The sequence below is a fragment of the Paenibacillus tyrphae genome (assembly GCF_024158745.1).
Lineage (GTDB): Bacteria > Bacillota > Bacilli > Paenibacillales > NBRC-103111 > Paenibacillus_G > Paenibacillus_G tyrfis_A.
Genome location: NZ_JAMZAW010000001.1, coordinates 33036 through 57765 on the forward strand (window position 1 = coordinate 33036; position 24730 = coordinate 57765).

At 54.8% G+C, this 24730-nt stretch carries 20 protein-coding genes and 1 other annotated feature; of the genes, 5 read left to right on the forward strand and 15 right to left on the reverse strand.

Features of this window, described 5'->3' with window-relative positions:
• Positions 1 to 86 precede the first annotated feature (86 nt).
• Both NI000_RS00155 and NI000_RS00160 read left to right on the forward strand, forming a co-directional pair.
• Positions 87 to 1256, forward strand: a complete 1170-nt coding sequence (locus tag NI000_RS00155) for an SCP2 sterol-binding domain-containing protein (RefSeq protein WP_253406720.1) — start codon at positions 87 to 89, stop codon at positions 1254 to 1256.
• Positions 1257 to 1305: 49 nt separating this feature from the next.
• Positions 1306 to 1881, forward strand: coding sequence for a TetR/AcrR family transcriptional regulator (locus NI000_RS00160; RefSeq protein ID WP_253406721.1), 576 nt, complete (start codon positions 1306 to 1308; stop codon positions 1879 to 1881).
• Between the two features lie 119 nt (positions 1882 to 2000).
• Here NI000_RS00160 and NI000_RS00165 read toward each other — a convergent pair whose 3' ends face one another.
• From NI000_RS00165 to NI000_RS00190, 6 genes are all read right to left on the reverse strand, one after another.
• Positions 2001 to 2804 carry an arylamine N-acetyltransferase family protein gene (locus NI000_RS00165; RefSeq protein ID WP_253406722.1) on the reverse strand — a complete coding sequence of 268 codons (804 nt, stop codon included), beginning with the start codon at positions 2802 to 2804 and terminating at the stop codon, positions 2001 to 2003.
• 116 nt (positions 2805 to 2920) lie between these two features.
• Positions 2921 to 3862, reverse strand: a complete 942-nt coding sequence (locus NI000_RS00170; RefSeq protein ID WP_375540930.1) for a formylglycine-generating enzyme family protein — start codon at positions 3860 to 3862, stop codon at positions 2921 to 2923.
• A gap of 16 nt (positions 3863 to 3878) precedes the next feature.
• Positions 3879 to 5381 carry a sulfatase gene (locus NI000_RS00175; protein ID WP_253406724.1) on the reverse strand — a complete coding sequence of 501 codons (1503 nt, stop codon included), beginning with the start codon at positions 5379 to 5381 and terminating at the stop codon, positions 3879 to 3881.
• Between the two features lie 78 nt (positions 5382 to 5459).
• Entirely contained in the window at positions 5460 to 6914 is a 1455-nt protein-coding gene (locus tag NI000_RS00180) for an ABC transporter substrate-binding protein (protein ID WP_253406725.1), read from the reverse strand.
• 36 nt (positions 6915 to 6950) lie between these two features.
• On the reverse strand, positions 6951 to 7769 hold the full coding sequence (locus NI000_RS00185; protein WP_088830731.1) for a carbohydrate ABC transporter permease: 819 nt from the start codon (positions 7767 to 7769) through the stop codon (positions 6951 to 6953).
• 14 nt (positions 7770 to 7783) lie between these two features.
• Positions 7784 to 8683 (reverse strand): carbohydrate ABC transporter permease, encoded by a 900-nt coding sequence (locus NI000_RS00190; RefSeq protein WP_051775053.1) that lies wholly within the window; start codon positions 8681 to 8683, stop codon positions 7784 to 7786.
• 241 nt (positions 8684 to 8924) lie between these two features.
• On the opposite strand from NI000_RS00190, the gene NI000_RS00195 reads away from it, so the two are divergent.
• From NI000_RS00195 to NI000_RS00205, 3 genes are all read left to right on the forward strand, one after another.
• A complete protein-coding gene (locus tag NI000_RS00195) occupies positions 8925 to 10454 on the forward strand; it encodes a response regulator (protein ID WP_253406726.1) in 1530 nt (509 codons plus the stop codon).
• Positions 10444 to 12213, forward strand: a complete 1770-nt coding sequence (locus NI000_RS00200) for a cache domain-containing sensor histidine kinase (RefSeq protein WP_253406727.1) — start codon at positions 10444 to 10446, stop codon at positions 12211 to 12213. The genes NI000_RS00195 and NI000_RS00200 overlap by 11 nt, the downstream gene beginning before the upstream one ends.
• Before the next feature lie 464 nt (positions 12214 to 12677).
• Positions 12678 to 13898 carry an IS110 family transposase gene (locus NI000_RS00205; RefSeq protein WP_253406728.1) on the forward strand — a complete coding sequence of 407 codons (1221 nt, stop codon included), beginning with the start codon at positions 12678 to 12680 and terminating at the stop codon, positions 13896 to 13898.
• A gap of 159 nt (positions 13899 to 14057) precedes the next feature.
• On the opposite strand, the gene NI000_RS00210 is transcribed toward NI000_RS00205, so the two are convergent.
• The 9 genes from NI000_RS00210 to NI000_RS00250 form a co-directional block, all read right to left on the reverse strand.
• Entirely contained in the window at positions 14058 to 14501 is a 444-nt protein-coding gene (locus tag NI000_RS00210; protein ID WP_253406729.1) for a GNAT family N-acetyltransferase, read from the reverse strand.
• 184 nt (positions 14502 to 14685) lie between these two features.
• Positions 14686 to 15597 (reverse strand): SDR family oxidoreductase, encoded by a 912-nt coding sequence (locus NI000_RS00215; RefSeq protein ID WP_253406730.1) that lies wholly within the window; start codon positions 15595 to 15597, stop codon positions 14686 to 14688.
• Positions 15598 to 15767: 170 nt separating this feature from the next.
• Positions 15768 to 18848 (reverse strand): isoleucine--tRNA ligase, encoded by a 3081-nt coding sequence (gene ileS / locus NI000_RS00220; protein WP_253406731.1) that lies wholly within the window; start codon positions 18846 to 18848, stop codon positions 15768 to 15770.
• A gap of 43 nt (positions 18849 to 18891) precedes the next feature.
• Positions 18892 to 19146 (reverse strand) — a binding site (T-box leader).
• Between the two features lie 89 nt (positions 19147 to 19235).
• Positions 19236 to 20543, reverse strand: coding sequence for an SMI1/KNR4 family protein (locus NI000_RS00225; protein WP_253406732.1), 1308 nt, complete (start codon positions 20541 to 20543; stop codon positions 19236 to 19238).
• Between the two features lie 16 nt (positions 20544 to 20559).
• Positions 20560 to 21255: a DUF4274 domain-containing protein gene (locus tag NI000_RS00230; protein ID WP_253406733.1), complete on the reverse strand. Its 696-nt coding sequence runs from the start codon at positions 21253 to 21255 to the stop codon at positions 20560 to 20562.
• 30 nt (positions 21256 to 21285) lie between these two features.
• The gene (locus NI000_RS00235; protein ID WP_253406734.1) at positions 21286 to 22269 is read right to left on the reverse strand and encodes a phosphotransferase enzyme family protein; all 984 of its coding nucleotides are present in this window, start codon (positions 22267 to 22269) and stop codon (positions 21286 to 21288) included.
• Positions 22270 to 22369: 100 nt separating this feature from the next.
• Positions 22370 to 22924: a hypothetical protein gene (locus NI000_RS00240; protein WP_253406735.1), complete on the reverse strand. Its 555-nt coding sequence runs from the start codon at positions 22922 to 22924 to the stop codon at positions 22370 to 22372.
• Positions 22925 to 23095: 171 nt separating this feature from the next.
• Complete coding sequence (locus NI000_RS00245; protein WP_253406736.1) at positions 23096 to 23431, reverse strand: antibiotic biosynthesis monooxygenase family protein; 336 nt, start codon at positions 23429 to 23431, stop codon at positions 23096 to 23098.
• Between the two features lie 62 nt (positions 23432 to 23493).
• Entirely contained in the window at positions 23494 to 24591 is a 1098-nt protein-coding gene (locus tag NI000_RS00250) for a GerAB/ArcD/ProY family transporter (protein ID WP_253406737.1), read from the reverse strand.
• Positions 24592 to 24730 lie beyond the last annotated feature (139 nt).

Consider the following 24730-nt stretch of genomic DNA (forward strand, 5'->3'; position numbering starts at 1 on the left):
TATAATATTTATGATGATCATCATATTTTGATCGTCGATCCGGTTTCTCCATTTTCGTTTTTTGATCGAAAGGAGCTATAATAGTCATGAAAAAGCTCGATGACCATCCTACCGTCCGACAGCACCTTGCCAAACAGCCCCCTTCCGGCACGTCCCGGGAAACGGCTCTGGACGCAGCCTGGCTGCGCAATCTTTGCCTGGAAGCGGGAGCGGACGACGTCGGCTTCGTTGCCGTCGACCGGCCCGAGCTGAGCGGGCAGCGGCATGAAATACGCGAGCTGCTGCCGGATGCCGGTCTGCTGATCAGCTTCGTGTGCCGAATGAACCGCGAGCCGGTCCGGGCAGCGGCACGCTCTGTAGCCAACGCGGAATTTTATCACGTTCACGACCGCATCACGCATGTCGGACATGAGATTGTAGCCTGCCTGGAGGAGATGGGCATCAAAGCGGTGAATCCTCCGCTGGGCTTCCCCATGGAGGTAGCCAGGGACGGCAAGCAGTGGGTCATTTCCCACAAGCCGATCGCCGTGGCCGCCGGTATCGAACCAGACGGACACTTTAATTTTTCGGCCTGCTACACGCACAATTACCGGGAATTTTCGGGCGGGTTCACCAACTGGATCGAGACGATTGCGGACAGCAAAAACGCCAAAGCGTACCGTGCCAAAGTCGAAGACGGAGAAACGGCCTCCATGTGGCAGAGCTTATCGTTCGGCGCCAATTACAAAGCGGCCTACTGTATGGCCGTCTGTCCCGCAGGAGAAGACGTCATCGGCGCGTTCTGGAACAACCGCAAGCAATTTTTGGAGGACATCGTCAAGCCGCTGCAGAACAAAAAAGAAACGATTTATGTCGTTCCCGGCTCCGACGCAGAGCAGCACGTCGTCCGCCGCTTTCCGCACAAGCGGGTGAAACGGGTAAGCAACGGGCTGCGCGCGAAGTCCGTCCAATCTTTTTTGAGGATGCTCCCGCTCTTCTTTCAGCGCCATCAGGCCAAGGAATTGAACGCGACGTATCATTTTCTCTTTACTGGTCAAGAAGAAGCGAAAGCAACGGTCGTGATCAAGCAGCAGACGATCGCCGTAACGGAGGGGCATACCGGGGAAGCGGATTTCGAGCTGACCGCAGACAGCGAAACCTGGATTCGCGTCCTGGGGAAAACGGAGCACCCGCTTCCGGCCATGCTGCTCCGCAAAATCCGGACGAAAGGCCCGCTCAAGCTGCTTACCGCGTTCCGCAGATGCTTTCCTTCGTAACATCATGGAGAATACACATAAATTATCGTTAGGCGTGGTGAAACGTAAGATGCCTTATACCAAAAAACATAAAATGAACATTCGTCATAAAATTTTGCAAAGCGCTTCGCAGTCATTTCGGGCAAGCGGGATCAAAGCGGTCAGCGTGCCGCAAATCATGAGCGGGGCCGGACTGACGCACGGCGGCTTCTACGCCCATTTCGACAGCAAGGAGCAGTTGGTCGCCGAAGCTTGCAAAAGCGCGATGGAAGGCACCGTCGAGCGGCTCGGCTCCATCGCAGAACAGGCGGCAGATGAGCAGAAGCTCAACGCGGTGATCGAGTCATACTTGAGCGCGGCCCACCGCGACTCGTCGGAGCAAGGCTGCATCATGCCTGCCCTGGCGGGCGATATCGCCCGCTCTTCCGAGGACATTCGCGAAGTGTTCACCGAAGAGGTCTCCCGCTTTCTCTCCTTCGTCTCGGGACTTGCCGGTCAAGACGAGAACAAAAGCATCACGCTGACCGCGACCATGGTCGGCTCCATCCTGCTGGCCCGTTCCGTCAACGATCCGGAGCTGAGCGACAAAATTTTGAGCGCGTGTCGAGCCGACTTAAAGCAAAGAACTGCCGGCCCCGTTTCTTAGCGGTGCGGCAGTTCTTTTTTATCATTAATCATTAGTATCATTAATTATATGTAGCATTAACTACATTTTTGTCATGATCACGAAGTATTTAAACCATCTTTGGATTTTTTGTCGAAGGCTCATGACTCCCCCTCCTTTTTATCCATGACAATGCCAAAATGAGTGCGCAGCGCTTCGTCGTATTCTTCTTTTGTCTGCGGGGTAAAGGTTTCAACGCCGTCGGCGGTGAAAATCCGGAACTCCTCCCCGGCCAACGTCTTGCGCCCGTCCCGGGTACGAATCGCCGCCCTGGCATGGTTGATAAAGACCGAGTCGGGAGCGGTCTCGCACCAATGGCTCGCCATGATGAAGTCTTTAGGCAGCTGCGGTTCTTCGGTAAAGGAATACAACCAGCACCATTGCCCGTGCTTCAGCTCGCTGAGCACCCAGCCGTAATAGGGATCTCGCTCCATCCGGTAGCATTCGTCTCCCTGCTGATGCTCCAGTCCTTCGATGAGCTGGACGGGCCGGCGTGGAACAATCCCGCCTACTCCCACATCGCATAGATACGTCGCACCTTCCGCCTCGACCTTCAGGACCTGATGGCGGCGCTTGGGGGGCGGGGCCGGCTCGTCCCGCCAGAATCGGGCTACGAAATCCGTGACCGGGTACCCCAGCTCCCGCAGCAGCCAGCCGAAGAGCGCGTTCAGCTCGAAGCAGTAACCGCCGCGGCCTCGAACGACAATTTTGTCGATCAGATCCTCGACTTCCAACGACAGCGGAATACGGCGCACAATATCCAGATTTTCGTACGGCACCGAATGAATATGGCATTCCTGCAATTCGGCCAGCACGGCCGCGCTTCCGTCCAGCGGACCGTCGTAGCCGATTCGCTCCAGATAAGCGCTTACTTCGGGTCTTACATCATGGCGGCGGTCGATCATGGTCTAAACTTCACTCCTTGTCGGCATGAAATAGCGTATGGCAGTGAAGAAATGTATTCGAGGTGCATCCTCAAATATCCTTTTTTTCCGTATGATGCCGCTCAAGAAAGAAGCTCCTAAGCATCCGCCGCGCAGCGAAAGCCCATATTGCCGGTGGAGCTGTCCGGCGTGTTGGCGGTTCTTGCCGCTACCCGGTACCGGTTGCAGTACGATTTGTGGCACAGATACGATCCGCCGCGCATGACGCGCGCTTCTCCGGCGGAAGCGCTCCGCGGGCTAAACCTGTCCGAACACCATTCCCAGACGTTTCCGGAAACATTGTAGAGGCCGTATCCGTTCGGCTCGAACGAACGGGCCGGCGCCGTTCCGGCATAACCGTCGCCCGCATTATTTTTATCCGGAAATTTGCCTTGCCAAATGTTGCACATGTGCCGTCCGTCCGGTTTCAGGATATCCCCCCAAGGATACCTCTTCTGGACAAGTCCGCCCCGGGCCGCATACTCCCATTCCGCTTCAGCAGGCAGGCGTTTGCCCGACCACTGGCAATAAGCTGTCGCATCGTTCCACGAAACATGAACGACCGGATGGTCCATCCGATCCTCGATCGAGGAATCCGGGCCTTCGGGGCGCTTCCAACAGGCGCCTTCCACTACCCACCACCATGGGGTATGTCGTACGATCCGGCTTACCTTTTTGGAGGTTGCCGCCGAAACAAACAAATGAAAAACGTAAGACCAGCCGAACCGTTCGGCTTCCGTCCGGTAGCTGGTATCGGCGACGAACGCTTCAAACTCCGCATTCGTCACCGTGCAAGGATCGATATAAAAGGGGCTTACCGTAACGTTGCGTACAGGTCCTTCCCCATCCGCAGGAAAGCCTTCCTTATCATCGGTTCCCATCAGAAACGTTCCTCCCGGCAAATAGATCATTCCGCTTTTGGGATCGTTCCGCGGCGGTGCTGCACGAACAACCTCTTCGATCGGCGTCACAGCGGAAACTTCGGAGCCTCTTGTTGCGGCACAGCAGCAGGAACGACGGCTTTGATCCGCATCATCCATCTTGCACACCCCGATCTCAACCGGATTGACCGGATATGCCCAGCCGTTCAAGCTGCTCGGCCGGAGCCTTCAGCTCTGCCAGCTTGGCCGCCAAAGCCCGCTGCATGTCGGCGAGCTTGTCCGGCCGCGTCTGAAGCAGATTGATCCGTTCGCTCGGATCGTGCCGCTTATCGCTCAGCCATGTCGGAATCGGCCAAGAAGGGCAGTCGACTGCCCGACGTCCGTTTTCGAACGGACCCAGACCGTAAGGAATGAATTTGGCCGTGCTGTGACCGTACCAATACAGCGGCTGGTTCGATGCGACCGGCGACTGATGAAGAGTCCATTCCCCGTCCGTGATCGATACGCTTTTGCCGAACATGCCCAGAATTGCATAGTCCCGGGTAGGCGCCTGCGCGTTCCGCAGCACGGGAAGCAGGTCGACGCCGTGACGGTCCGGCGGACAAGGGCGGCCGACGGCGCTCAGCACTGTAGGATAAATGTCCACAAGCTGGACGAGCTGGCTGCGCCGTTCCCCGCGGCCGTGATGCGGATGCGCGATAATAAACGGAATATGGCCGCACGCATCGTGCTGATGCGTCTGCAGCTTGCCGAGCCGGCCATGGTCGCCGTTGTACGTTCCGTGATCGCTCGTAAAAATGATCATCGTGTTGTCCCAGAGTCCCAACTCGTCCATTTTGTCGAGCAGCGTGCCGAGCCAATGATCGGTGAGCGCCACCATGGCCGCATACCGCGCCTGTACATGCCGCATCTCGTCGGGGGTATAATGGTTCTCCCAACGGTCATAGGGCACCATCGACGTCCATTTCCCGACCGCATAGCCGCGGGGATCGAACTTTTTCAGCCACTCTTCGGGCGGGTCCCAAGGCTCGTGCGGGTCGAAGCAATCGATATGCAAGTAAAAGTTCTCGTGAGCTTGGTTCACTTTGAGCCACTCCGCAGCATGCGTAAACACTTGGGCGCAAAAGTAATCGCTTTCCGATTTGCGCGTCAGGTGGACGTTGCGGAAATGCCGCTCGACCTTATGATCTCTCTCATCGGGGCAAGGAAAGTCGACGGGATCGGTTTTCCAGGCGTCGGCCTCGTGGCCGCGGATGAACTCGAAGCCGGTATAGCCCATATGGTAATTGCCGGCCCCCTGCTCCCACAAATGAAAATGATCCGTCACCATATAGCTGACCGGATAGCCTTGAGCCAGCTGGCGGGTCAACGATCCGTTCGGGCTGCCCGATATTTGCCGGGGCAGGTCGTAATCGTCATCCTCCAGCGGTCCCCACCCCCGCTCCAAAAATTCGTACCGGCCCGTATAAATGTCCCGCCGGGCCGGCATGCAAGGCGTCGAGCCGGCCCAAGCCTGCTCGAAGACGGTTCCCCGGGCCGCCAACCGGTCCATATTGGGGGTCGGCACGACCCAGTCCGGCTGCTCCGGGCTCATCACCCGGTTGACGGGACGGCCTTGATGGTACGGCCCGCAATGATCGACACGCAGCGTATCGCACACGATAACGATGCAGTTCATCGTTCTCCCTCCCTGTAAATCAGCCCCCTGAGGCTGCCGAAGCTATGCACGTACAGGGGGCATTCCGGCCGAAGCCGCTTATTTTTTTGAGCCGTACTGGTTATCTTTACTCCAATTGTTCGCTTTCATCGCTTCGTCCATGCCGCTCTGCAGCGTCTTTTGCATCTCCATTACATATTTATCCAACGTAACGGAGTTCTCGAGATAAAGCTGGCCGATTCGCGCCAAATCCTCATTCAGCTTTTTGTTGATATGCGCGGCGTAGAAGTTGACAAGAATGCGGTCGCCGACAAATTGGAAGCCTTGAAGGTTGTCCGGAAGCTTGACGTTGACAAGCGTCGTTGCCGTATACATCTTGTTGCCCATGATGGCGGCAACCTCCGGCGAAGACAAATATTTCAGGAAGTCCGTCGCCGCCTCCAACTTGTCCCCGGTCACCTTCTTCGGAATAGCGAACACCATATCCGGATAGCCTCCCAGCTCGTAATATTTCTCAGCTGCATTCGGATTTTCCGCTTTGGTCAAGTACGGGAGCGCGAACGTGCCGTATTCGAACTTTCTCGCCTTGGAATCTTGAATCGTCTTGAGCTCGAAGTTGCCCGCCATCACCATCGCCACGTCGCCGCGCAGGAACATTTCCTTGGCCGTATCTCCGTTGGTGCCGTTAAACCCTTTGGCCCAATACTGCGACCAATCCTTCACGATCGGCAGGACGGCGTTCCAATCCTTCGATTCGAGGTTGATGACGCCTTGGTCGACGGCCCCTGCGATTTCATTGAGCTCCAACTGCCGGTTATTGTTCCAGTCGAAGGAGCGGACCTTCTCCGCCGCGATTTGGTTCGTCATCAGGTTCACGACCCACAGCAGATGGTTGTCGCCCGGCTTCGAGTTGGCGAAGGCGAATGGCGTCACGTTGTTTTCTTTCAGCTTTTTCTGAACTTCGATAAATTCCGGCCACGTCTTCGGCACCTGCAAACCGTGCTTTTTGAACAAGTCCTGATTATAAAAGACGCGGATCGCAAGCGTCTGGAGAGCGACGCCGGACAGCTTGCCGGAAATCGGATTTTTCATTTCGCTTAGGATGGTCGGCGTAAACGTATCCTTCCATATTTTGTTATCCGTGTACGGATTGGGCTTGTCGTATTCCGCCGTCAAATCGGTGAGCAGATCTTTGTTCAAGTCTTCGTGCGTCCACGTGTAGCGGCTCGGAACAATTTCCGGGGCCGTTCCGCCGATCAGGCCGGTTGTCAGCCACGTGCGAAACGCGTCGCCGTCGCTGGGCGTGTAGTCGAGCTTGATTTTGACGTTCGGTTTTTTCTGCTCGTAGCCATTGACGATTTCCTGCCATACGGCTTTCGTTTCTTCCTGCTTCGGCGTCTCTACGGCGAACGTCAGATTGACTGTTTTGGGCGCATCCCCGCCGGTCCCCTTCGGTTGGTCCGCATTCGAAGGACCGCAGGCCGCAAGCGCGACAGACAGCCCCACCGTTAAGGACAACCCTTTGGATAGCCGTCTCTTTTTCCCGATAAACATGCACAACACCCCTTAGCTATATGATATTATTCTATCCTAACCTTTCACTGCGCCGGAAGTGATGCCGGAGATGAAAGGTTTGGTAGCGACGATGAACAGCGCCAGCAAAGGCAGCGAAGAAATGACATAGCCTGCCAGCTTGACGCTAACGCCTTGATCCATGCTGCCGGTAACGGTGCCGAGCGCGAGAATGACCGGCTTCACCTTCTCGCCCGTCGTGGACACGAGCGGCCAAATGTAGTTGTTCCATCCAGCCAAAAAGTTGATGATCGCCACCGCCGATAGGACAGGGAGCGAAAGCGGCATGACGATCCGCCCGAAAATTTGCAGCTCGCCGGCCCCTTCCGTTTCGGCCGCTTCCAGCAGGCTGCGCGGGATGCCTTCGAAGAACGTCCGCATCAAATACGTGGCCATCGAAGCGCCGAACGCCATCGGCGGAAAAATTTGCCCTTGATACGTATTGAGCATGCCGAGCTTCTGTATGAGCAAAAACTGCGGGATGAGGATTAAAAAGCCGGGTACCATCATCAGCGATAAAATGAGCAGGAACAGCACGTTTTTGCCGGGATATCGAAAGCGCATGAACGAATAGCCGGCAAGAGCCGAGATGAAGATGACCCCGGCTGCGATGCATACGGAAATGAAGACCGTATTGGCGATAAAAGGACCGATCTGACGGAATGCTGATGCGTAGTTATCGATGTGCAACGGCAACGTAACCCCCCAGAAATCATGGATCATCTGGTCCGTATATTTGAACGAGCTGACAAGAAGCATGTAAAAAGGAAACAGTGTCAGGCCGAGCAGCAGCGCAAGCACCGCATAATGCGGTACGGCAGTTCTCAGGTTTCTCATCAATATCCCCCTTTCTAATCGATCGTCTCGGTGTTTTTGACAAATTTATTGTTCGCCCAGGTGATGAGCAGCAGGATGAGGAAGAGCACGAATCCGATGGCGGACGCATAGCCCATCCGGCTGTACGAGAAGCCCTGCAAATACAAGTAGAGCGCGGGTGTCATCGTCGATTGTCCGGGCCCCCCGTTGGTCAGCACCAGAATGTTCTCGAAGCTCTGGATTTGCTGGATGATCGTCAGCGTCGCGACAAGCTTGAGCTGGCTTCGCACAAGCGGAAGCTCCAGGCGGACGAACCGCTGCCACACGTTCATGCCGTCCAGCCGGGCGACTTCGAACAGCTCGCTGGAAATCGACATCAGCCCGGCCAAATACAGGAGAAACGTTATGCCGCCGATCCACGGGAAATTGACGAAGATCACCGACCAAAGCGCGGTCTTGCTTTCGCCGAGCCAGGCGTGCGTCCACGATTCGAGGCCGAGCCGCTCCAGCAATTCGTTCAGCACCCCATAGTCCCCGGCAAAAATCCACTGCCAGGTTAAATAAATGACGATGGAGGGAATGACGAGCGGTATGACGAACCACAGTTTAAAAATGTTCTGCAGCCGCTTTCCCCGCACATGAAACACGAGCACCGCCGCGATCAGCGGCACCGTCAGTTGAATGAGGACGCCCGCTCCCGTAAAGATCAGCATATTTTTCAAAGAAACATAAAAAGCTTGATCCTGAAGCATTTCCTTAAAGTTGCGCAGCCCGACAAACGTCTTGACGTTGGCTCCATTCCAATCGTAGAACGACATGAACAGCGCGTTGAAGAAAGGAACATACTTAAAGGTGGCAAGCACGGCAAACACCGGAAGCAAAAAAGCGTATCCCTTCCAATGCTTGCTCCAAAATCGCGTTGCAGCCGCAACCATGTTGTTGACCTCCTGTCGTCGAAGCGAAACGTGTTTCTGTAGCGCTAACTTTACGTGAAAACGCTTCATATTTCGAGGTGTCATTCTTCTTTCATGACGGGGGTCAGTTTTTCGCGATGAATCCCAGGTTCCTTCAGCCCGTCTACGGAAGGAATTCCTATGGTATACTAAGAAATACATGGGACGGAACGATGTTGCGTCATGTCTAGACACAAACGACACCAAGAGGGGGAACCGGAGGATGAACTTGCTTGTCGTGGACGACCAGCGGCTTTCCCGCGCCGGCTTGATCAAGATGATCGAATGGGAACGGCTCGGCCTGAAGCTTGTCGGGGAATGCTCCGACGGCCGGCAGGCGCTGGAACAGATCAGGGATAAAGAGGCGGATATTATCATAACCGACGTCCGCATGCCCGTCATGGATGGGCTCGAGCTGATCGAGAAAGCGAAGGAGCAGTACGAAGGGCTTGCTTTCATCGTCATCAGCGGCTATGACGATTACGACTACGTGCGCAGGTCGATCCATCTGACCGTGGACGATTATTTGCTGAAGCCGGTCGATCCTCAGGAGCTGAACGCCCTGCTGGCCAAAGTCGCACGTCGTCACTTGGAACGAAAACGCCGGACGGAAGCCGAACTGACGAAATGGCGGGAGCAATTTTTTTACTTTGTTTTGGAAGGCGCTTACATGCAGGACGAGACACAGCTTCTGGCCGAGTTCGCCGATCTCCGGTTCGCGGATGCGCACGATAGATTCACCACGGCCGTCTTCGAGAGCGAATGGGATAAGCCGAGCGTCTGCGAGCTGCTCCGACCGCTTGCGGACCGGTACGGCATTTGTGTGCTTCGCACCCGGGGCGTTTACTTGCTGATCGCGGCGGGTGCCAGAGCGACGGCGGAACGGCTAGCGGAGGATCTCGCGCAGGTTCGTCGGCAGGACGGGCACGAGCTGCGGCTGACCGGCATCGGCTCAACCGTGCAAGGCATTGTAAGGCTGCGTGATTCGATCGAACAAGCGTTCGATGCGTTTGCGATCAAAACCAGCTTGCCGGAGCCGGAAAGAGACGAGCCGCTCACCTACGAACAGCTTCAAGCGTCCGGCCCGTTGCTTGTTCCGTTCGACTCCGCCGCCGAGCAGGAATGGACGTTCCACCTGCGCCAAGGAAACCGCGAGGCGGCGCTGCGCAAGCTGGACGAGCTGCTGAGCGTGCCGGCCTTCGCCCATCCCGACATCGTCGACGGCTCGTATCATTATGCGCTGCTGCGCGGCACCCGCGAGCTGTATGAGGCAGGCCGTCTTCACGAGACCGATTTCGTCGAAGCTTGCCGTGTCGCCAAATCGCTCCCGAACCTGATCGGGCAAGAAACGAAGCGGCGGGCCGTGCACGACTTTTTCGGCGCCCGTCTGATGGCCGACTCCGAGACTCAAGCGGTCGAGACGCGGCAAGCGGTCGAGAAGGCGAAGGCTTATATCGACGCCCACTATTGCGAAACGATCGTCTTGTCCGAGCTTGCGCAAAGCAGCTACATGAGTCCGGGCTACTTCAGCGCCCTGTTTCGCCAGCATACGGGGAAAAATTTTCTCGAATACGTCTCCCATCTGCGCATCGAACGCGCCAAAGCGCTTATCGCCGCGGACCCGGAGCAAAAAATAAGCGATGTTGCGCTGAAGTGCGGGTATCAGGATTTGAAATATTTTCGTAAGCTGTTTAAACGGCATACGGGCATGACTCCGCTCAGCTTCAAGGAGGACGCCGCCGGTGCTCGGTAAAATGATCCGAAATGTGCGCGCAAGCATACGCAAGAAGCTGTTCTTCTCTTACTTCGTCGTCGTATCCATCCCGCTCCTCCTGATCGGAAGCATTCTTTACGTCTCGATGCTGTCGATTACCGAGCAGCAGACCTTGGACAACCGCGCAACCCAAATGAAGCTTGTCTCGCAGCAGTTGCAGGCCTACGTCGATCAGTTGGAGCTGTACTCGCGGGTCATTTATACGGGCGAGGTACAACAGTTGTTAAACGAAGGACCGCCGGAGGAGCCGATCGCCTTGACCCGCTGGAAAAGCGCATTGTTCGAGCAGTTCGAGCAGTGGTATGGCTATATGAACATCAAGGCCACTATCCAGAACGTGACGATCGTTTTCCCGGACGGGACGATGATTTCCAAAGAGCCCTTATACGGGGCAGGCTTATCGTTCCGCAATGCAGCATGGTACCGGGAAGCGGTCGCGCGTCAAGGCGAGGTCGTGATCGCCGGTCCGTTCCTCCGCCCGTTCGCCGACCCCGGAACCGCCCAATCGCCGCATACGTTCTCGCTGGTGCGAAAAATCAACAACACGTTAAGCCCGGCAGACCTCGGCGGCATCGTCATCGATATAAACGTGATGGACATCGCACGCCTGCTGTCGACACTTCAACTGAACCAAATTTCGATCCTGAACGCCGAGGGGAAGCTTGTCTACAGCCAGCGGGCGGAAGAGATCGGAGAAGTGTGGCCCTACGACGCTCAAATGCCGAACGGAATGTCCGGTTGGCTGCAGATCGACGGCGAGCGGATGCTCGTCAATGCGGGAGAACTGCCCGCTACCGGCTGGAGATTCGTCAGTCTCGACCCTCTCGGCAGCCTCTCCGCTTACGCGGTTACGGTCCGCAATATAACGCTGGGGGTCGGTTTGTTTGCCCTCCTGATCGCGCTCGTGATTTCGACGTTTATTGCCGGACGGATCACGAAGCCGCTGCGCACCCTGCAAGCGAATATGAAGCAGGTGCAGACCGGCCGCTTCGACACCCGGCTTCAGGTCAACCGGTCGGACGAAGTCGGCCAACTGACGCAAAGCTTCAATCAGATGACCGACCGTATCGAGTCGCTTGTCAACGATGTCTACAAATCGGAAATTATCCGCAAGGAGGCGCAGCTGAAGGCGCTCCATTCGCAGATCAATCCGCATTTTCTATACAATACGCTCGATTCGATGAATGCGCTCGCGATCCTCGAAAACGTGCCCCTGCTCGCCCGTATGTCCAAAATGCTGGCAGATATGTTTCGCTACAGCATTTCCCAGGGAGAACACGTCGTCGCACTCCGCGACGAGCTGAATCAGGTGAAGCGCTACATCGAAATCCAGCAAATCCGCTACGACCACAAATTCCGCTTGTTCCTGTCGATTCCGGAGAAGCTGCTGGACTATCCCATTCCGAAGCTAGCGCTCCAGCCGATCGTCGAGAACGCGGTTTACCACGGGCTGGAAATGATTCCGGACGAAGGTATCATCGCGATCACTGCTTACGAGACAGCGGATCTTACGATGATCGAAGTATTCGACAACGGCAAAGGCATGACGGAAGCTCAGTTGAACGAGATTTCCGCCCACCTGTCGGCCCCAATCGACTACACCGAGCATCTCGGGCTTGCCAATGTACAGGAGCGGCTGCAGCTCTATTTCGGCGGGGAATACGGCATTTCGATCCACAGCATACCCGAAAAAGGGACCAACGTCGTCTACCGGCTCCCTGCGCACACGATCAACTAATTTTAGGAAAATAAATGGCAGTTCAGAGTTACTGACGTTGTACGGCTTATGTATCGAAGGATCATGATCATAATGCCTAGTACATTATATTGCTTGATTTAAGAACTACATGCTGCTCGCGTAGGTGCTTTGCTCTTGAAGTCGAATAGGCAGGAAGACTTAGATTAGCTTGGAATAATTAAGACCGGCAGCCTTGGATGAGAGAATCTAAGTCCTAGACGCCCATGCCGCTAACGCAGCACCATCAGATGATGAAAATGGTAGGTATGCGGTATAATTTACTTACGGCTGGCGAAGGCAGGTCGGCAGTCAATGGTGCTTCGAGCCCGAGTCTTAGACTGACCCTAACGACCAGGTGCACCACAGATTGTTGCTCCGAATTTGGAAGCACGCAGGATAGAATAACCATATGTGGTTGTTGCACCAGCCCCTTCAATCTTGCTGCCGTAAGGAGAAGGTTACGAATGGACGTCGTTTACAGTCATGTGTGCGGACTTGACGTTCATAAAAAGAACATCGTTGCCTGCACCATTACACCTGAAGGTAAAGAAATCCGTACGTTTGGCACCATGACCGACGATTTGATCTTGCTCATGGATTGGCTCAAGACCAAGAAATGCACTCATGCTGCTATGGAAAGCACAGGACCATACTGGAAACCAATATACAATTTGTTGGAGCTTGAGGAGATTGAAGCACTTGTTGTGAACACCCAGCACATCAAGAATGTTCCGGGCCGTAAAACCGACGTCAAAGATGCGGAATGGATTGCCGGACTTCTCCGTCACGGACTATTGAAAGGTAGTTTTATCCCAAACCGCGAGCAACGCGAGCTGAGAGAATTGATCCGGTATCGTCGTAGTCTCATTGAAGAACGCGCCCGAGAAGTCAGCCGCATTCAAAAAGTACTGGAAGGTGCAAACATAAAACTTTCCTCGGTTGCCAGCAATGTGCTTGGGAAATCAGGACGCGCAATGATTGAAGCGATGATCGCCGGCGAAACTGATCCTGAGGCCTTATCTGATCTGGCAAAACGGAAGTTGAGAAGCAAAAAAGCGGATTTGAAGCGAGCATTGAATGGCTTAATGGGACCTCATCAAAAACTAATGCTGGGAGCTCAGCTCCGTCATGTCGATTATTTGGACGAGGAGATTGGTAGGTTGGATGAGGAAATTAAAAAGCGCATGCTCCCTCTTGAGGAAGACCTGGAACTGCTCGACACAATCCCAGGTGTGGCACGAAGAACAGCAGAGACCATTCTAGCCGAAATTGGCTCCAATATGGATCAGTATCCTTCCGCCGCTCATTTATGTTCTTGGGCAGGGCTGTGTCCGGGTCAGAACGAAAGCGCCGGAAAACGATTGTCCGGCAAGACTCGAAAAGGTAACAAGAAGCTCCGAAGTACGCTTGTAGAAGCCGCGAAGGCTGCAGCTAGGACAAAAGAGACGTATTTATCCAGCCAGTATCATCGGATTGCCGCACGCCGAGGAGCTAATCGAGCGACGGTCGCAGTAGCACACAGTATATTATCTATGGTTTACTATATTCTTAAGCGAAAACAACCCTACATCGAACTCGGTCCAACCTACTACGAGGAACGAAAACGGGACGCGATCATCAAGCATTCCATAAAGAAACTGGAGTCATTGGGTGTATCAATTACTGTGAATACGGCAGCTTCCTGATCGTGAATCAGACAATATATTGCTGATGCCCCTGGCCATTTTTTGTTTGCCGGAGGGTCACTTTCTTGCTGCCTTTTTCAGGTGTTCTACAGAGCGATATTTTCAGGATAGACTGCCGCTGTTTTAATGTTTGCACATTTATCAAATGATGAGCATTACTTAAACATTTTTTATAAAATTTTTTTGGTCCTTTGTAAAAATATAGCCTCTTCGTTCGTAGAACCGATGTGCATGAATTCGACTCGGGTGGGATAGCAATTTAATTCCGGAAAACCCGTTGGTCTCCGCCCAATCTTCAAGACTCTGTATCAACATACTACCGATACCATTATTTCTATACTTTTCTTTGACAACAAACCCTAAAATATTTACTAAAGATTCAGAAAAAAGTAAATAGTACGGGCTTCCATGAATGTAGCCAATGACCTCGTTGTTTTGTTCACTAACGAGAATGATATCTTTTGTATGGTTCGTGATGAATTCGATCCGTTCTTTTACTTGCTCCTCCGAAAAAGCATAAAAACTGGGATTAAAATCCAGATTCAGCGAATAAATATCGCGATAATCCGTTACACTAACGCTCCTGATGTTTATTCCGTCCATCTTCAGTCTCCTCGTTTCACATGAGTACAGCAAAACTGAAATCCTGAACTTCATTATAAAATATATTCCCCGGAAAAAACACTAAGCCGCGTAACGACCGCTCGCATACACAAGCGGCAGTCGTGGACAAGTAACGTCCGCAACTGCCGCACGTTCATTCAGGTGTCTTTTCCTCGTCCGCCGATTAACGGTACCCGCTGACATCCGCCGCTTTGCCCGCATCCTGCACCTCGACGATATACCGCCAGCAATCCGGCCGCGAGCCGTCAAGATCATGGAACCCGTATACTTGCGCAAGTTGGCCGCTCGATAAGGACTGCCCGTTCCACCGGAAAACCTTCGGGTCGGCAGCCAGCGTGGCAATGGCCCGGCCTACAAATCGCGGTGTTTCCGAGATCATGAAATGAGGTTCTTTTGAAGCGGCGTCGCGCCAGTTTTCTTCCTTCACCCCGTAATGCTCCAGCATGATTTCGGAGCGCATCCAACCGGGAGTCACTGACACCGCCGTACATTGATGTGGCGCAAGTTCGTGGGCCAAAGACCGGGCCATGCGAATGGCGGAAGTTTTGGCCAAATCGTAAAACAGCGATTGCCGGTAATTTTGATGGTTGTATTCCTCTGTACCGTCGGTCATTTCAACGACCAGCCCGTTTCCGCTGCGGATTAATAAGGGAAGCGCAAAATGGCTCGTAATGATATGCGTATCGACCGCCAGCCGCAGCATGCGAAGCCCGCCTTCGAGAGAATGCTCCCATACGGGCACGTTCCATTGCGTCAAGTACTCGGAGCCCCAAATGTCGTTGACAAGGATGTCCAGTCGCCCCTGTTCTTGTTCTATGCATGAGACGAGCTTCCGTACCTGCTCCGGATCGAGATGATCCGTTTGTACCGCGATCCCTTTGCCGCCCGCGCGATTGACAAGCTCGGCCGTCTCTTCGATCGTCTCGGGCCGGTTATACTCGGAGCGTGCCGTCCGGGTCGTACGGCCGGTGACATAAACCGTGGCTCCGGCCGCTCCCAATTCAATCGCAATGCCTCGACCCGCGCCACGCGTAGCGCCGGCAACCAAAGCCACCTTTCCATGCAAAGACTTCATTGAATATTCCTCCTTGTTCGTTGATTCTCTTTCATTTTAAACAACCTATCCTGCCAACCTATGTCATATATAAATCTTTCCCTGCTAAAAAAAGAAACGGTACAAAGCGTCAAGACTTTCGCCTCTTGATGCTTTGTGCCGTATATGTCTCCTCCGCTCAACCCGCGGGATTATTCAATACGCAGACCGATCGTCCGCTCTCCTAACGAAACAGATTCCATTCCCGTTTCCTTGGTATACCGGACGCCGGACAGCAGCACGTTGTCCCGCAGCACATGATCGAACCGCTCCAGCGCTTCCTTCAACTGCGGATCGACGTCGAGTACGAGCGCGACGCGCTTTTCGATCGGCAGTTCCAGCTTTTTGCGGTAATCCTGCACGGCGCGGACAACCTCCCGGACAAACCCTTCTTGCTCCAATTCCTCGGTGATCGCCGTATTTAAAGCAACGGTAATTCCGTAGCCGGAAGCGGACGCGAAGCCGGCTTTGGCTTGTTTGTCCACGAGCAGCTCGTCGAGCGTAAGATGAAGCGTTTCTCCGTCGACCGCCACATCCAGGAAGCCCGCAGCGACGGCTTGCTTCGCTTCCGCGGCAGACAACTGCTTCAGACGGCTCTGCACCGGTCCGACGAATTTGCCGTATTTTTTGCCCGCCACTTTCAAGTTCAGCTTCAAGCTGAAGTCTACAAACCCGCTGTCGCTTTGCTCGATGCGGATGTCTTTGACGTTGATCTCCTCTTTGACGATATCCGCGTACCGGCTCAACTGGAACTCCCGGTCCAGCGAAACGATCAGTTCGGCTAACGGCTGGCGGGTTTTGATCCCGGTTTCGTTCCGGACGCTGCGCGCCAGTTCGACAATTTCCCGTGCGGTTTCCATGTCCCTCTCAAGCGTCGGGTCTACTGCGGAATCGCTCGCCTTTGGGTAATCCGCGAGATGAATGCTTCCCTCGCCGCCCAGATTGCCGTAGATGTCTTCGGCAATAAGAGGCGCATACGGCGCGATCATGGCGGCAAGCGTCAAGAGCGCATCGCGGAGCGTCTGGTACGCGGACACTTTATCCTCGGTCATGCCGCTGGCCCAGAAGCGGTCGCGGGAGCGGCGGATATACCAGTTGCTCAATTCGTCGACAAACGCCTCGATCTGCTTCGCCGGATTCAGGAAGTCGTTATCGTCCAACCCTTTCACAACCTGACGCAAGGTGCTGTTCAGCCTCGACAAAATCCAGCGGTCCAGCTCGTTTGCGGAAGTCCGCAGCGGGTGCTCCTCCGGCTTATAGCCGTCGATCGCCGCATACAGCGCATAAAACGCATGCGCGTTATGGAGCGTGTCGATCACCTTCGATTTCGCCTCGGCGACGATTTGCTTGGAGAACCGCTTGCTGTTCCACGGCGCGCTGTCGGCCAGCAGCGCCCAACGGAACGCGTCGGTGCCGAACTCTTCGATGATTTCCCAAGGATCGATGCCGTTGCCCTTGCTCTTGGACATCTTCTGTCCGTTCTCGTCCAGCACGTGTCCGGTCGAAATGACGGCTTTATAAGGCGACTGCCCGTTGTACAGCGTCGAGACGGCCAGCAGGCTGAAGAACCAGCCCCGCGTCTGATCGATCCCTTCGCAGATCATATCCGCCGGGTACTGCTCGCGGAACAGCTGCTCGTCGCCGAACGGGTGATGGTACTGCGCGAACGGCATCGAGCCGCTGTCGAACCAGACGTCGATCACCTCCGGGGTTCTCTCCATCGTGCCGCCGCAGGCACAGCGCAGCTTCACTTCGTCGACGTACGGCTTGTGCAGCTCCAAGCTCTCGTCAAGCGGCTGAATCGCCCACTCCCGCAGCTCCTTCCGGCTCTCCGGCGCGTGCTCTTTTCCGCAATCGCCACATACCCAGACGTTCAATGGCGTCCCCCAGTAGCGGTTGCGGCTGATGTTCCAATCGACGAGCTCTTCCAGAAACTTGCCGAAGCGCCCTTCGCGCAGGTGGGAAGGATACCAGTTGATATTTCGATTGTTCTCGATCAATTGGTCCTTGACCGCCGTCGTCCGGATGAACCAGCTTTCCATCGCATAATACAGCAGCGGCGATTTGCAGCGCCAACAGAACGGGTAGCTGTGCTCGTAACGCTCTTTGGAAAACAGCAGACCGCGCTCGGACAAGCTTTTCACGATATCGACGTCGCAATCTTTGACGAAGCGTCCGGCGAATTCCGTCACCTGTTCGGTGTAGCGGCCCGCCAGGTTCACAACGTTGACGAAATCTAGCTCGTGCTTGCGGGTCGTCCGGTAGTCATCCTCCCCATGCGCAGGAGCCGTATGAACGATACCGGTCCCGCTTGTATCGCTCACGTAGTCTGCATCGACGACGATATGCCCTTTGACCGGACGAACATAGCCGAAAGGCGGCTCGTAAGGGGTGCCGACGAACTCCGATCCCTTATGCACAGACACGATTTCGTAGTCCGCCTTGAACACGTTCCCGGCGAGCTTCTCCGCGACGACATACACTTCGCCGTTATACTTTACTTTCACGTAGTCGATATCTTTATTCACGGCAAGTGCCACGTTGGACGGCAGCGTCCACGGAGTGGTCGTCCAGGCGAGGAAGATTTCGTCCCCGCGCTTGCTTTTGAATTTTACGGTAGCGCTCAAGTCCTTGACATCCTCATAGCCTTGCGCCACTTCGTGCGAGCTGAGCGTCGTCTGGCAGTCCGGACAGTACGGGCTGACCCGGTGGCCTTTATACAGCAAGCCCTTGCCATGGATTACGGACAAAAGGTGCCAGACGCTCTCGATATATTCGTTGGTCAGCGTCACATACGGATGGTCCATATCCGTCCAATACGCGATCGCCTCGGTCAGCTCCCGCCACTGCTTCTCGTATTCGAATACGCTGCTTTTGCATTTTTCCACAAACTCGGCCACGCCGTACTTCTCGATCTCCTGCTTGCCCGAGATGCCGAGCTGCTTCTCGACGCCCAGCTCGACCGGGAGACCGTGCGTGTCCCAGCCGGCTTTGCGGACGACGCGGTAGCCGGACATTGTCTTATAGCGGCAGATAAAATCTTTCACGACGCGCCCTAGCACATGCCCGATATGCGGCGAGCCGTTAGCGGTCGGCGGCCCTTCGTAGAACACGAAATTCGGCCGTCCAGCCCGGTTCTCGATCGATTTGCGGTGCGTTTCGTCCCGCTTCCACTGCTCCAGCACGCGAAGCTCGCGGACTCTCGCTTTTTCTTTCACGTCGACTTTTCTCACAGGTCTCATCCTTTCTTCTTAAAAAACAAAAAAATCCCGCCCCGTAAGGGACGAGATTGTTCTCGCGCTACCACCCTTGTTCCGCAGCGATCATCATGAAACATGATCCCGCGGCACCTCTACGACGTACCATCATACGCGTCCCTTGTAACGGCAGGATCCCGGGTCTGCTTACTGAACCTTCAGCATTCCTTCTCGGAGAGGATGTTCGGCTAATTCTTGAACGTTGGCTTTCAGCACAAGGCCAACTCTCTGGGGAACAAGGGATTAGCGTACTCGTTCTCGTCAATGAATTTAACAGGCAATTCAATTATTACAGTTGTACACTAGTTTCAACCAAATGTCAACAGTGCGAACAAATAGGACAGTACATTCGTCCTGCCTCAGTTACCGCCAATCGGCTAAATGCGCCGTTACCCGCCGAACCGCTTCCTTTTCCTTCTTCAGCACGGCTTCCTGTTCGGCCTTCTCCAGCAGCCGGATAATTTCACCGCGATCCGGCTCGCCCTCCGGAACTTCCCCTCTCGCGAACAGCTTCCCGAGTGCGGACAGCGCCGACTGCCGCATGGCCTCGTGCCCGTCCAGCCAGCGGCAGACGTCCTCCCAGTGCGGCGCGGAGGCCGCGAACAGCTCGTCCCAGCCTCCGAACGGAAACGAAACATGGGACTCCGCCCACCGGATGACGTCCCGGCTGTGGAAATACCGCAGCAAGCCGTTGGCGCTGTAGCCGTCGATTTTGCTGTCCTGCGCCTCCTGTTCCAGCCGGGCCAATACTCGTTCCAGCCCTTCGCTTCCCGGGAGGCAGCATGCCGACAAATACGCTCTGCTGTGGTTCGACACTTCAACCGGAGGCCGGTCCGCCCAGAGCGAACGCACCCAATCCGCCGCCGCTTCGCCGACGGTTTCCCCTATGTATCCAAACAGCCGATCCCGGTTACCCCGGTACGTCTCCCGCTCAAGTCTGGCCAGCCATGCCTCCAGCACGGCGGCAGGCTCATAGCGCGCAAGAGCTTCGCGCACCCCCGCATCCTCCGCTTCATGGAACGTAATATAGTCGATAAGCAGCGGCAGCTCCTTCGCCGCGTCTTCCAGCGTAAGCGTCAAATAGCGGTCCAGCCAAGCTTTCCATGCCTTCGCATTCGTCCCGTCGATATCCAGACCGTCCGGACCGCAGAACGGCTCGTACGCGCTATCCTCGGCGCCGACCAATGCCAGCTCCGTTACCCGCTCCACAAATTCGGTGAACGAAGGGGCCAGCGGCAGAAACTCGCCTGTCTCATGTCCCCAGCTGACAACCGGCGGATCGTCCGGATCGCCTTCAAGATCGAGCAGCACATAGTCCCCATTGCCAGCTACGTGAAAAGCAAGATACCGCTTCTCCTCCTCCAGCTCGTCATCACCGAAATACGGCCATTCGAACGCATCAACACTCCACGCCAGCTCCCCGGACGACTCAAAAGGGGATAGCGTCTCTTCGGCAAAATACCAGTAGATTGTGACTTTTCCCGCTCCTTCGGCAAGGATTCGGCGCACGGTCGGCGGCAGCCCGATTCCGAGGCGCGTCTCCGCTTCCCTTACGCGTTCCTCATCCGCTTCCGGCTCGACGACCCATTCGCGCACCGTTGCGCCCTGCGCTTCGAGGCGTTTCAGCAGCGTGTCCCATCGATCGATCCATGTCTTTATTCTCTCCCTCATGCTTCTGCTTCTCCTTTTATGTATCCTTCAAGTGCGGAAATCTCTCCAGCAAATGACGAATCAGCGCGATGTACTGCTGCTCGTCATCATACTCGGTCCTCCCCCGCTCCAGCCAATAGTCTCCGTCTGCGAGGTCGTATATTTCGTAAGCCGTCGCTTCCCGGCACTCCGGGTGCCGCACAATCGCCACGATCGGCTCCAAGTCGTCATCCCAGTTAAATCCCAATACAAAAGCGTGCCGCAGCTCCGGCGTGTTCAACAGATGCAACCGGGCCATGCGTTCCTCGTTCTCCGAATAGAGCAAAGAATCGACGAGCTCGCGTTCCGCCTCCGTCAACGTTAACCGGAAGGCTCCTTTCGCGCCAAGCAGCAAATCGGCAATTTCCGGCTGATGTCTCGCCTTAAACCAAGGCGTATGCGCAATGCCCTTCGGATGGTCCAGTTCGATGCCATGCGCGATCAGCAGCTCCACCGCCTGTTTATTGCCGAATTTGATCGCTTTTTCAAGCACGGTTAAGCCCAGTTTGTCTTCCAGATTCGGATCGGCTCCCTTGGCGAGCAAAAACGCAAACATCTCCATCGGCGCTTTTTGCGTAATAACGTAGTGCAGCGGAGTGCGGCCGAACTTGTCCTGCCCGTTTACATCGTCTGCTGACGCTGCGGCTTCGAGCGCTGCCATCGACCGGTTTTTGATCGCTTCAAAAAGTAGCATGTTATACCCCTCGTTGATCCTCGTTATGTTCTAACTGTCCCCGATTCCCAGAACCGGTTCGTCTTTCAGATAGTATTCAAAGTAGCTTTTCGCCACCCTGGGGATAAGCTCGGATAGCGACGCATGCTCCGCAGGGTTATTGGCAAGAAAAGCGAAGTTTCGGAGAATCGCCCAGACGAAAAACAGGTCCAGGCTCTTCGCATCGATCTCCCGCAGCTGACGTTCCTCCCGGTAGGCGGACAAAAATTCGCGCCGGTTCTCCAGCGAAAGATGCAACAACGTTTCGGCCACGTCAAACAGATAAAAGCCGTAGCCGCACGCGGAAAAGTCGATGGGTCTCGGACTGCCCTGATCGAAGACGTAATTGCTTTCGTGCAGATCCGAATGAATCAGTCCCCAGGTAGGCTTGGCCACCGTTTGCAGCTGCAGCCCGGCGGCGATTTTATGCGCGGTCCGTTCGAGGCAAGCATACGCCTCGCCCGAAATGACGTTCATCTCCGGCAGCCGCTTTAACGGACAGGGCAGCGACAACACGTTGTCCGTATCATACACCGGCCGGGTGAACCCTGCGGGAGCATTCCACTCCATCGCATGCCGATGCAGCGCAGCCATGAGCTGCGCCAGGCTTCGAGTTTCCCCGGGTGTCGGCTCCCTGTCCAGTAGCTCGCCATTCACCCACTGATGCAGCGTGACGACGACGCGTTCCCCGGAGGTGTTGACGTCTACCTCTGTGGTCAGCCCGTTGTCCCGGGTTCTTACCGGAGAAGGAACTGTCAAGGTCGTATCCGCGGCTAACGCTTCGAGCCAAAGCAGCTCCGATTCGACAGCCTTTTTGGAATGGCTTCCCTTTGTAGCATAATGCAGCTTCATCAGATAGTTCAAGCTTTCCTGCTTCGTCTTCACCTGAAAGGTCACATTATCGCTCTTCCCCAAGTAAACAAGCCGCTCCCCTTGAACCGGGAATTGCTTTAAAGCTTCCTTCGCGATGCTCTCGTCATCCCAACGGACACCCATAACGATCCCTCCCAAAAGCTTCCATCGATTTATCCTGCAAAAAAGAGGAGCCAGGCTCCTGAACGAAACCGACGCTCCTCGATGGACTGTCTTGATTGACTTACTCTGCTTTGGTCGCTGCCGCTTCGGCTGCCGTTGGCACAGCGGCCAGCTCGAACGTCTGATTGCCGTTCACTTCGACGTTTTGAACCGCTCCGTTCGTATTCACCCAGCCTCTCGCAAGCAGCGAGGCTTTGCCCGAGTTGACGAAGATTCTCCCCAGATACACGCGCTCGCTGCACTTGAGATGGTTGCCGAAGTTGATATGGTACAGCCCCGTGGCATAGCCTTTCAGCGTAAAAGGCTTGCCGGGGATGATCGTGGAGCCGATCTCCTGGTAGGACGTGCCTTCCGTTGTAAGCTTGGTGCCATCCTGTTGGTAAAAGGACACCGTAATATCTGCAGGCGTGCTGCCGGCATTGGATAATTGGAACGAAAAATCCAGAGACTTATCCGCGCTGCAATAATTGTTCGTCGGAATCGGGAAGGCAATTTCTTCAGGCAACGGCTGCTGCTGTCCCGTCGCTCGGGACGGTCCTTCCGCAATAGCAGGTGCCATGATCATCAGACTTAGCGCCATCGTAGGCAGTAATACTTTTTTGAGCTTGCTTTTCATTTCACGTACCCCTTTTGTCAAGTCATTCCTCTCTACTGTAATGGAGCCCGCCCCGATTGTCCAGAGGGATTCCTTCCAGCATATGGGCAGCAAAAAAGCCTCCGGCAACCCGCGAGGAGCTTATACCGAAGGCTTCGTTTTCGAATCGAAAAAAGGACGGGAGCGGGCCCGTTACGCTTGCGCTTGCTGCCGATACGGCCCTTTGGCCGTTTTCACTTCATAGTTTCCGTGGCTCGAGCTGAGGATATGCTCCGGCTTCGGCTTGCCTCTTGCCTGTCTGTGACCTTCGAGATGAACCTCGCTGGTCTCCCATTTCTTCCACGCTTCCTCGGACTCCCAGCGAATCATCACAATGACCTCTTCGTCGCCTTTTCTCGCCTTCTTGACAAGTACGCTCAAATCGATAAAGCCTTCGGATTTTTCAATCGCGCCCTCTCCGCTGAAGCGCTGAACGACCAGATCCGAGGTTCCTTCTTTGACGATAATCGTTTTCATTTCAATAAACATGGAATCACTCCCCTAGATAAACTTACCATATTTATAATATTGATAAAGATTATCATTGTCAATTAACCGTCCGTCCTCCGGTACCGATCGGCAGCCGCAACAAGCATCCATAGCAAAAACGGAAATACTACGGCAAAGCCTGCTCCGAGTTTGCCCATCCACTCGATCATTTTGTCATTGTCGCGGAACGTCGGCTGATAAAAGATGTAAGATACGATGAGCAGCAGCAAAAACACGAACAGATGCGGCCGATGGTCCGGCTTGCCCAGCATCCAGCTCGTGGAGTATACGCTGCAGTACGTAAAAGGAATCCACGTCAGAGCGATAAGTAAAAGATACAACGCGAGAAAAACGATTTCAAAGCGCTCGATAAAAGGAAATTCAACCACTTTCAGCAAGCTGATTACCGGTTCGTTGTATTGCGAGATCTCGTCCGGGCTGAAGAACACCAGGCAAGTAAAGTCCAACAGCAAGTAGACAACTAAGGCCAGCGTATTGCCGGCAATCACCCCGATGGCCGCCCGGTTTTTCTTTTGCAGAAACGGATACAGCACAAACGTCATTTCAAAGCCTAAAAAAGTGAACACCATCTCCGGCGTACCCTCCAGCACCGGTCCCCACCCTTCCTTAAGCACGGGAAGCAGATGAAGCCACTCGGCGTCACCAAGCACGTAAATAAAAATCAAAGGCATCCAGCAGCATATCATGACAACGAACTCCGCAAATCTGCCATGGACCCGGACTCCGCTGCGGGCAATGAACCAGAATGGAACGATCAGCAGTGCGACGAGCATCAGCTCCGACGTTTGCGGCAGCAGCCATGCTTTGACGTAGATCACCGTCCGGGAGAAAACGACGTACGAGAAAAAAGCAAAATAGAGAGCGACGACGATCGCGCCGGCCCCCCCCGCCCATTTGCCCCAATAGTTCGTCAACAGATCAAGCAGCGTCCCGTCCGGGCAGCGTTTCATGGCCTGGATGATAAATAAGCTGGCGGCCGTAATCAGAAACCAGCCCAAGATGACCGATATCCAGTTGTCCGTCCCCGCATACCGGGTCACATTCGCAGGAAACGGGAGGACGCCGATGCCAATTTCCGAGGTGAAAATGAGAAAAATATATTGCCAAATCGTAATTTCGTTATAAGCGTACTTTTTCATCCGCGAAGCCTCCGGGTTGGACGATCCTGAATGATTAATATGTCCAATTTAAGGAAGGATATACAGTAAATAGATCGTCACTCCAACCCAAAAAAGCCTGATTGCATCACCCGGCGCCGTGCTCTTCATACTCCCGCTC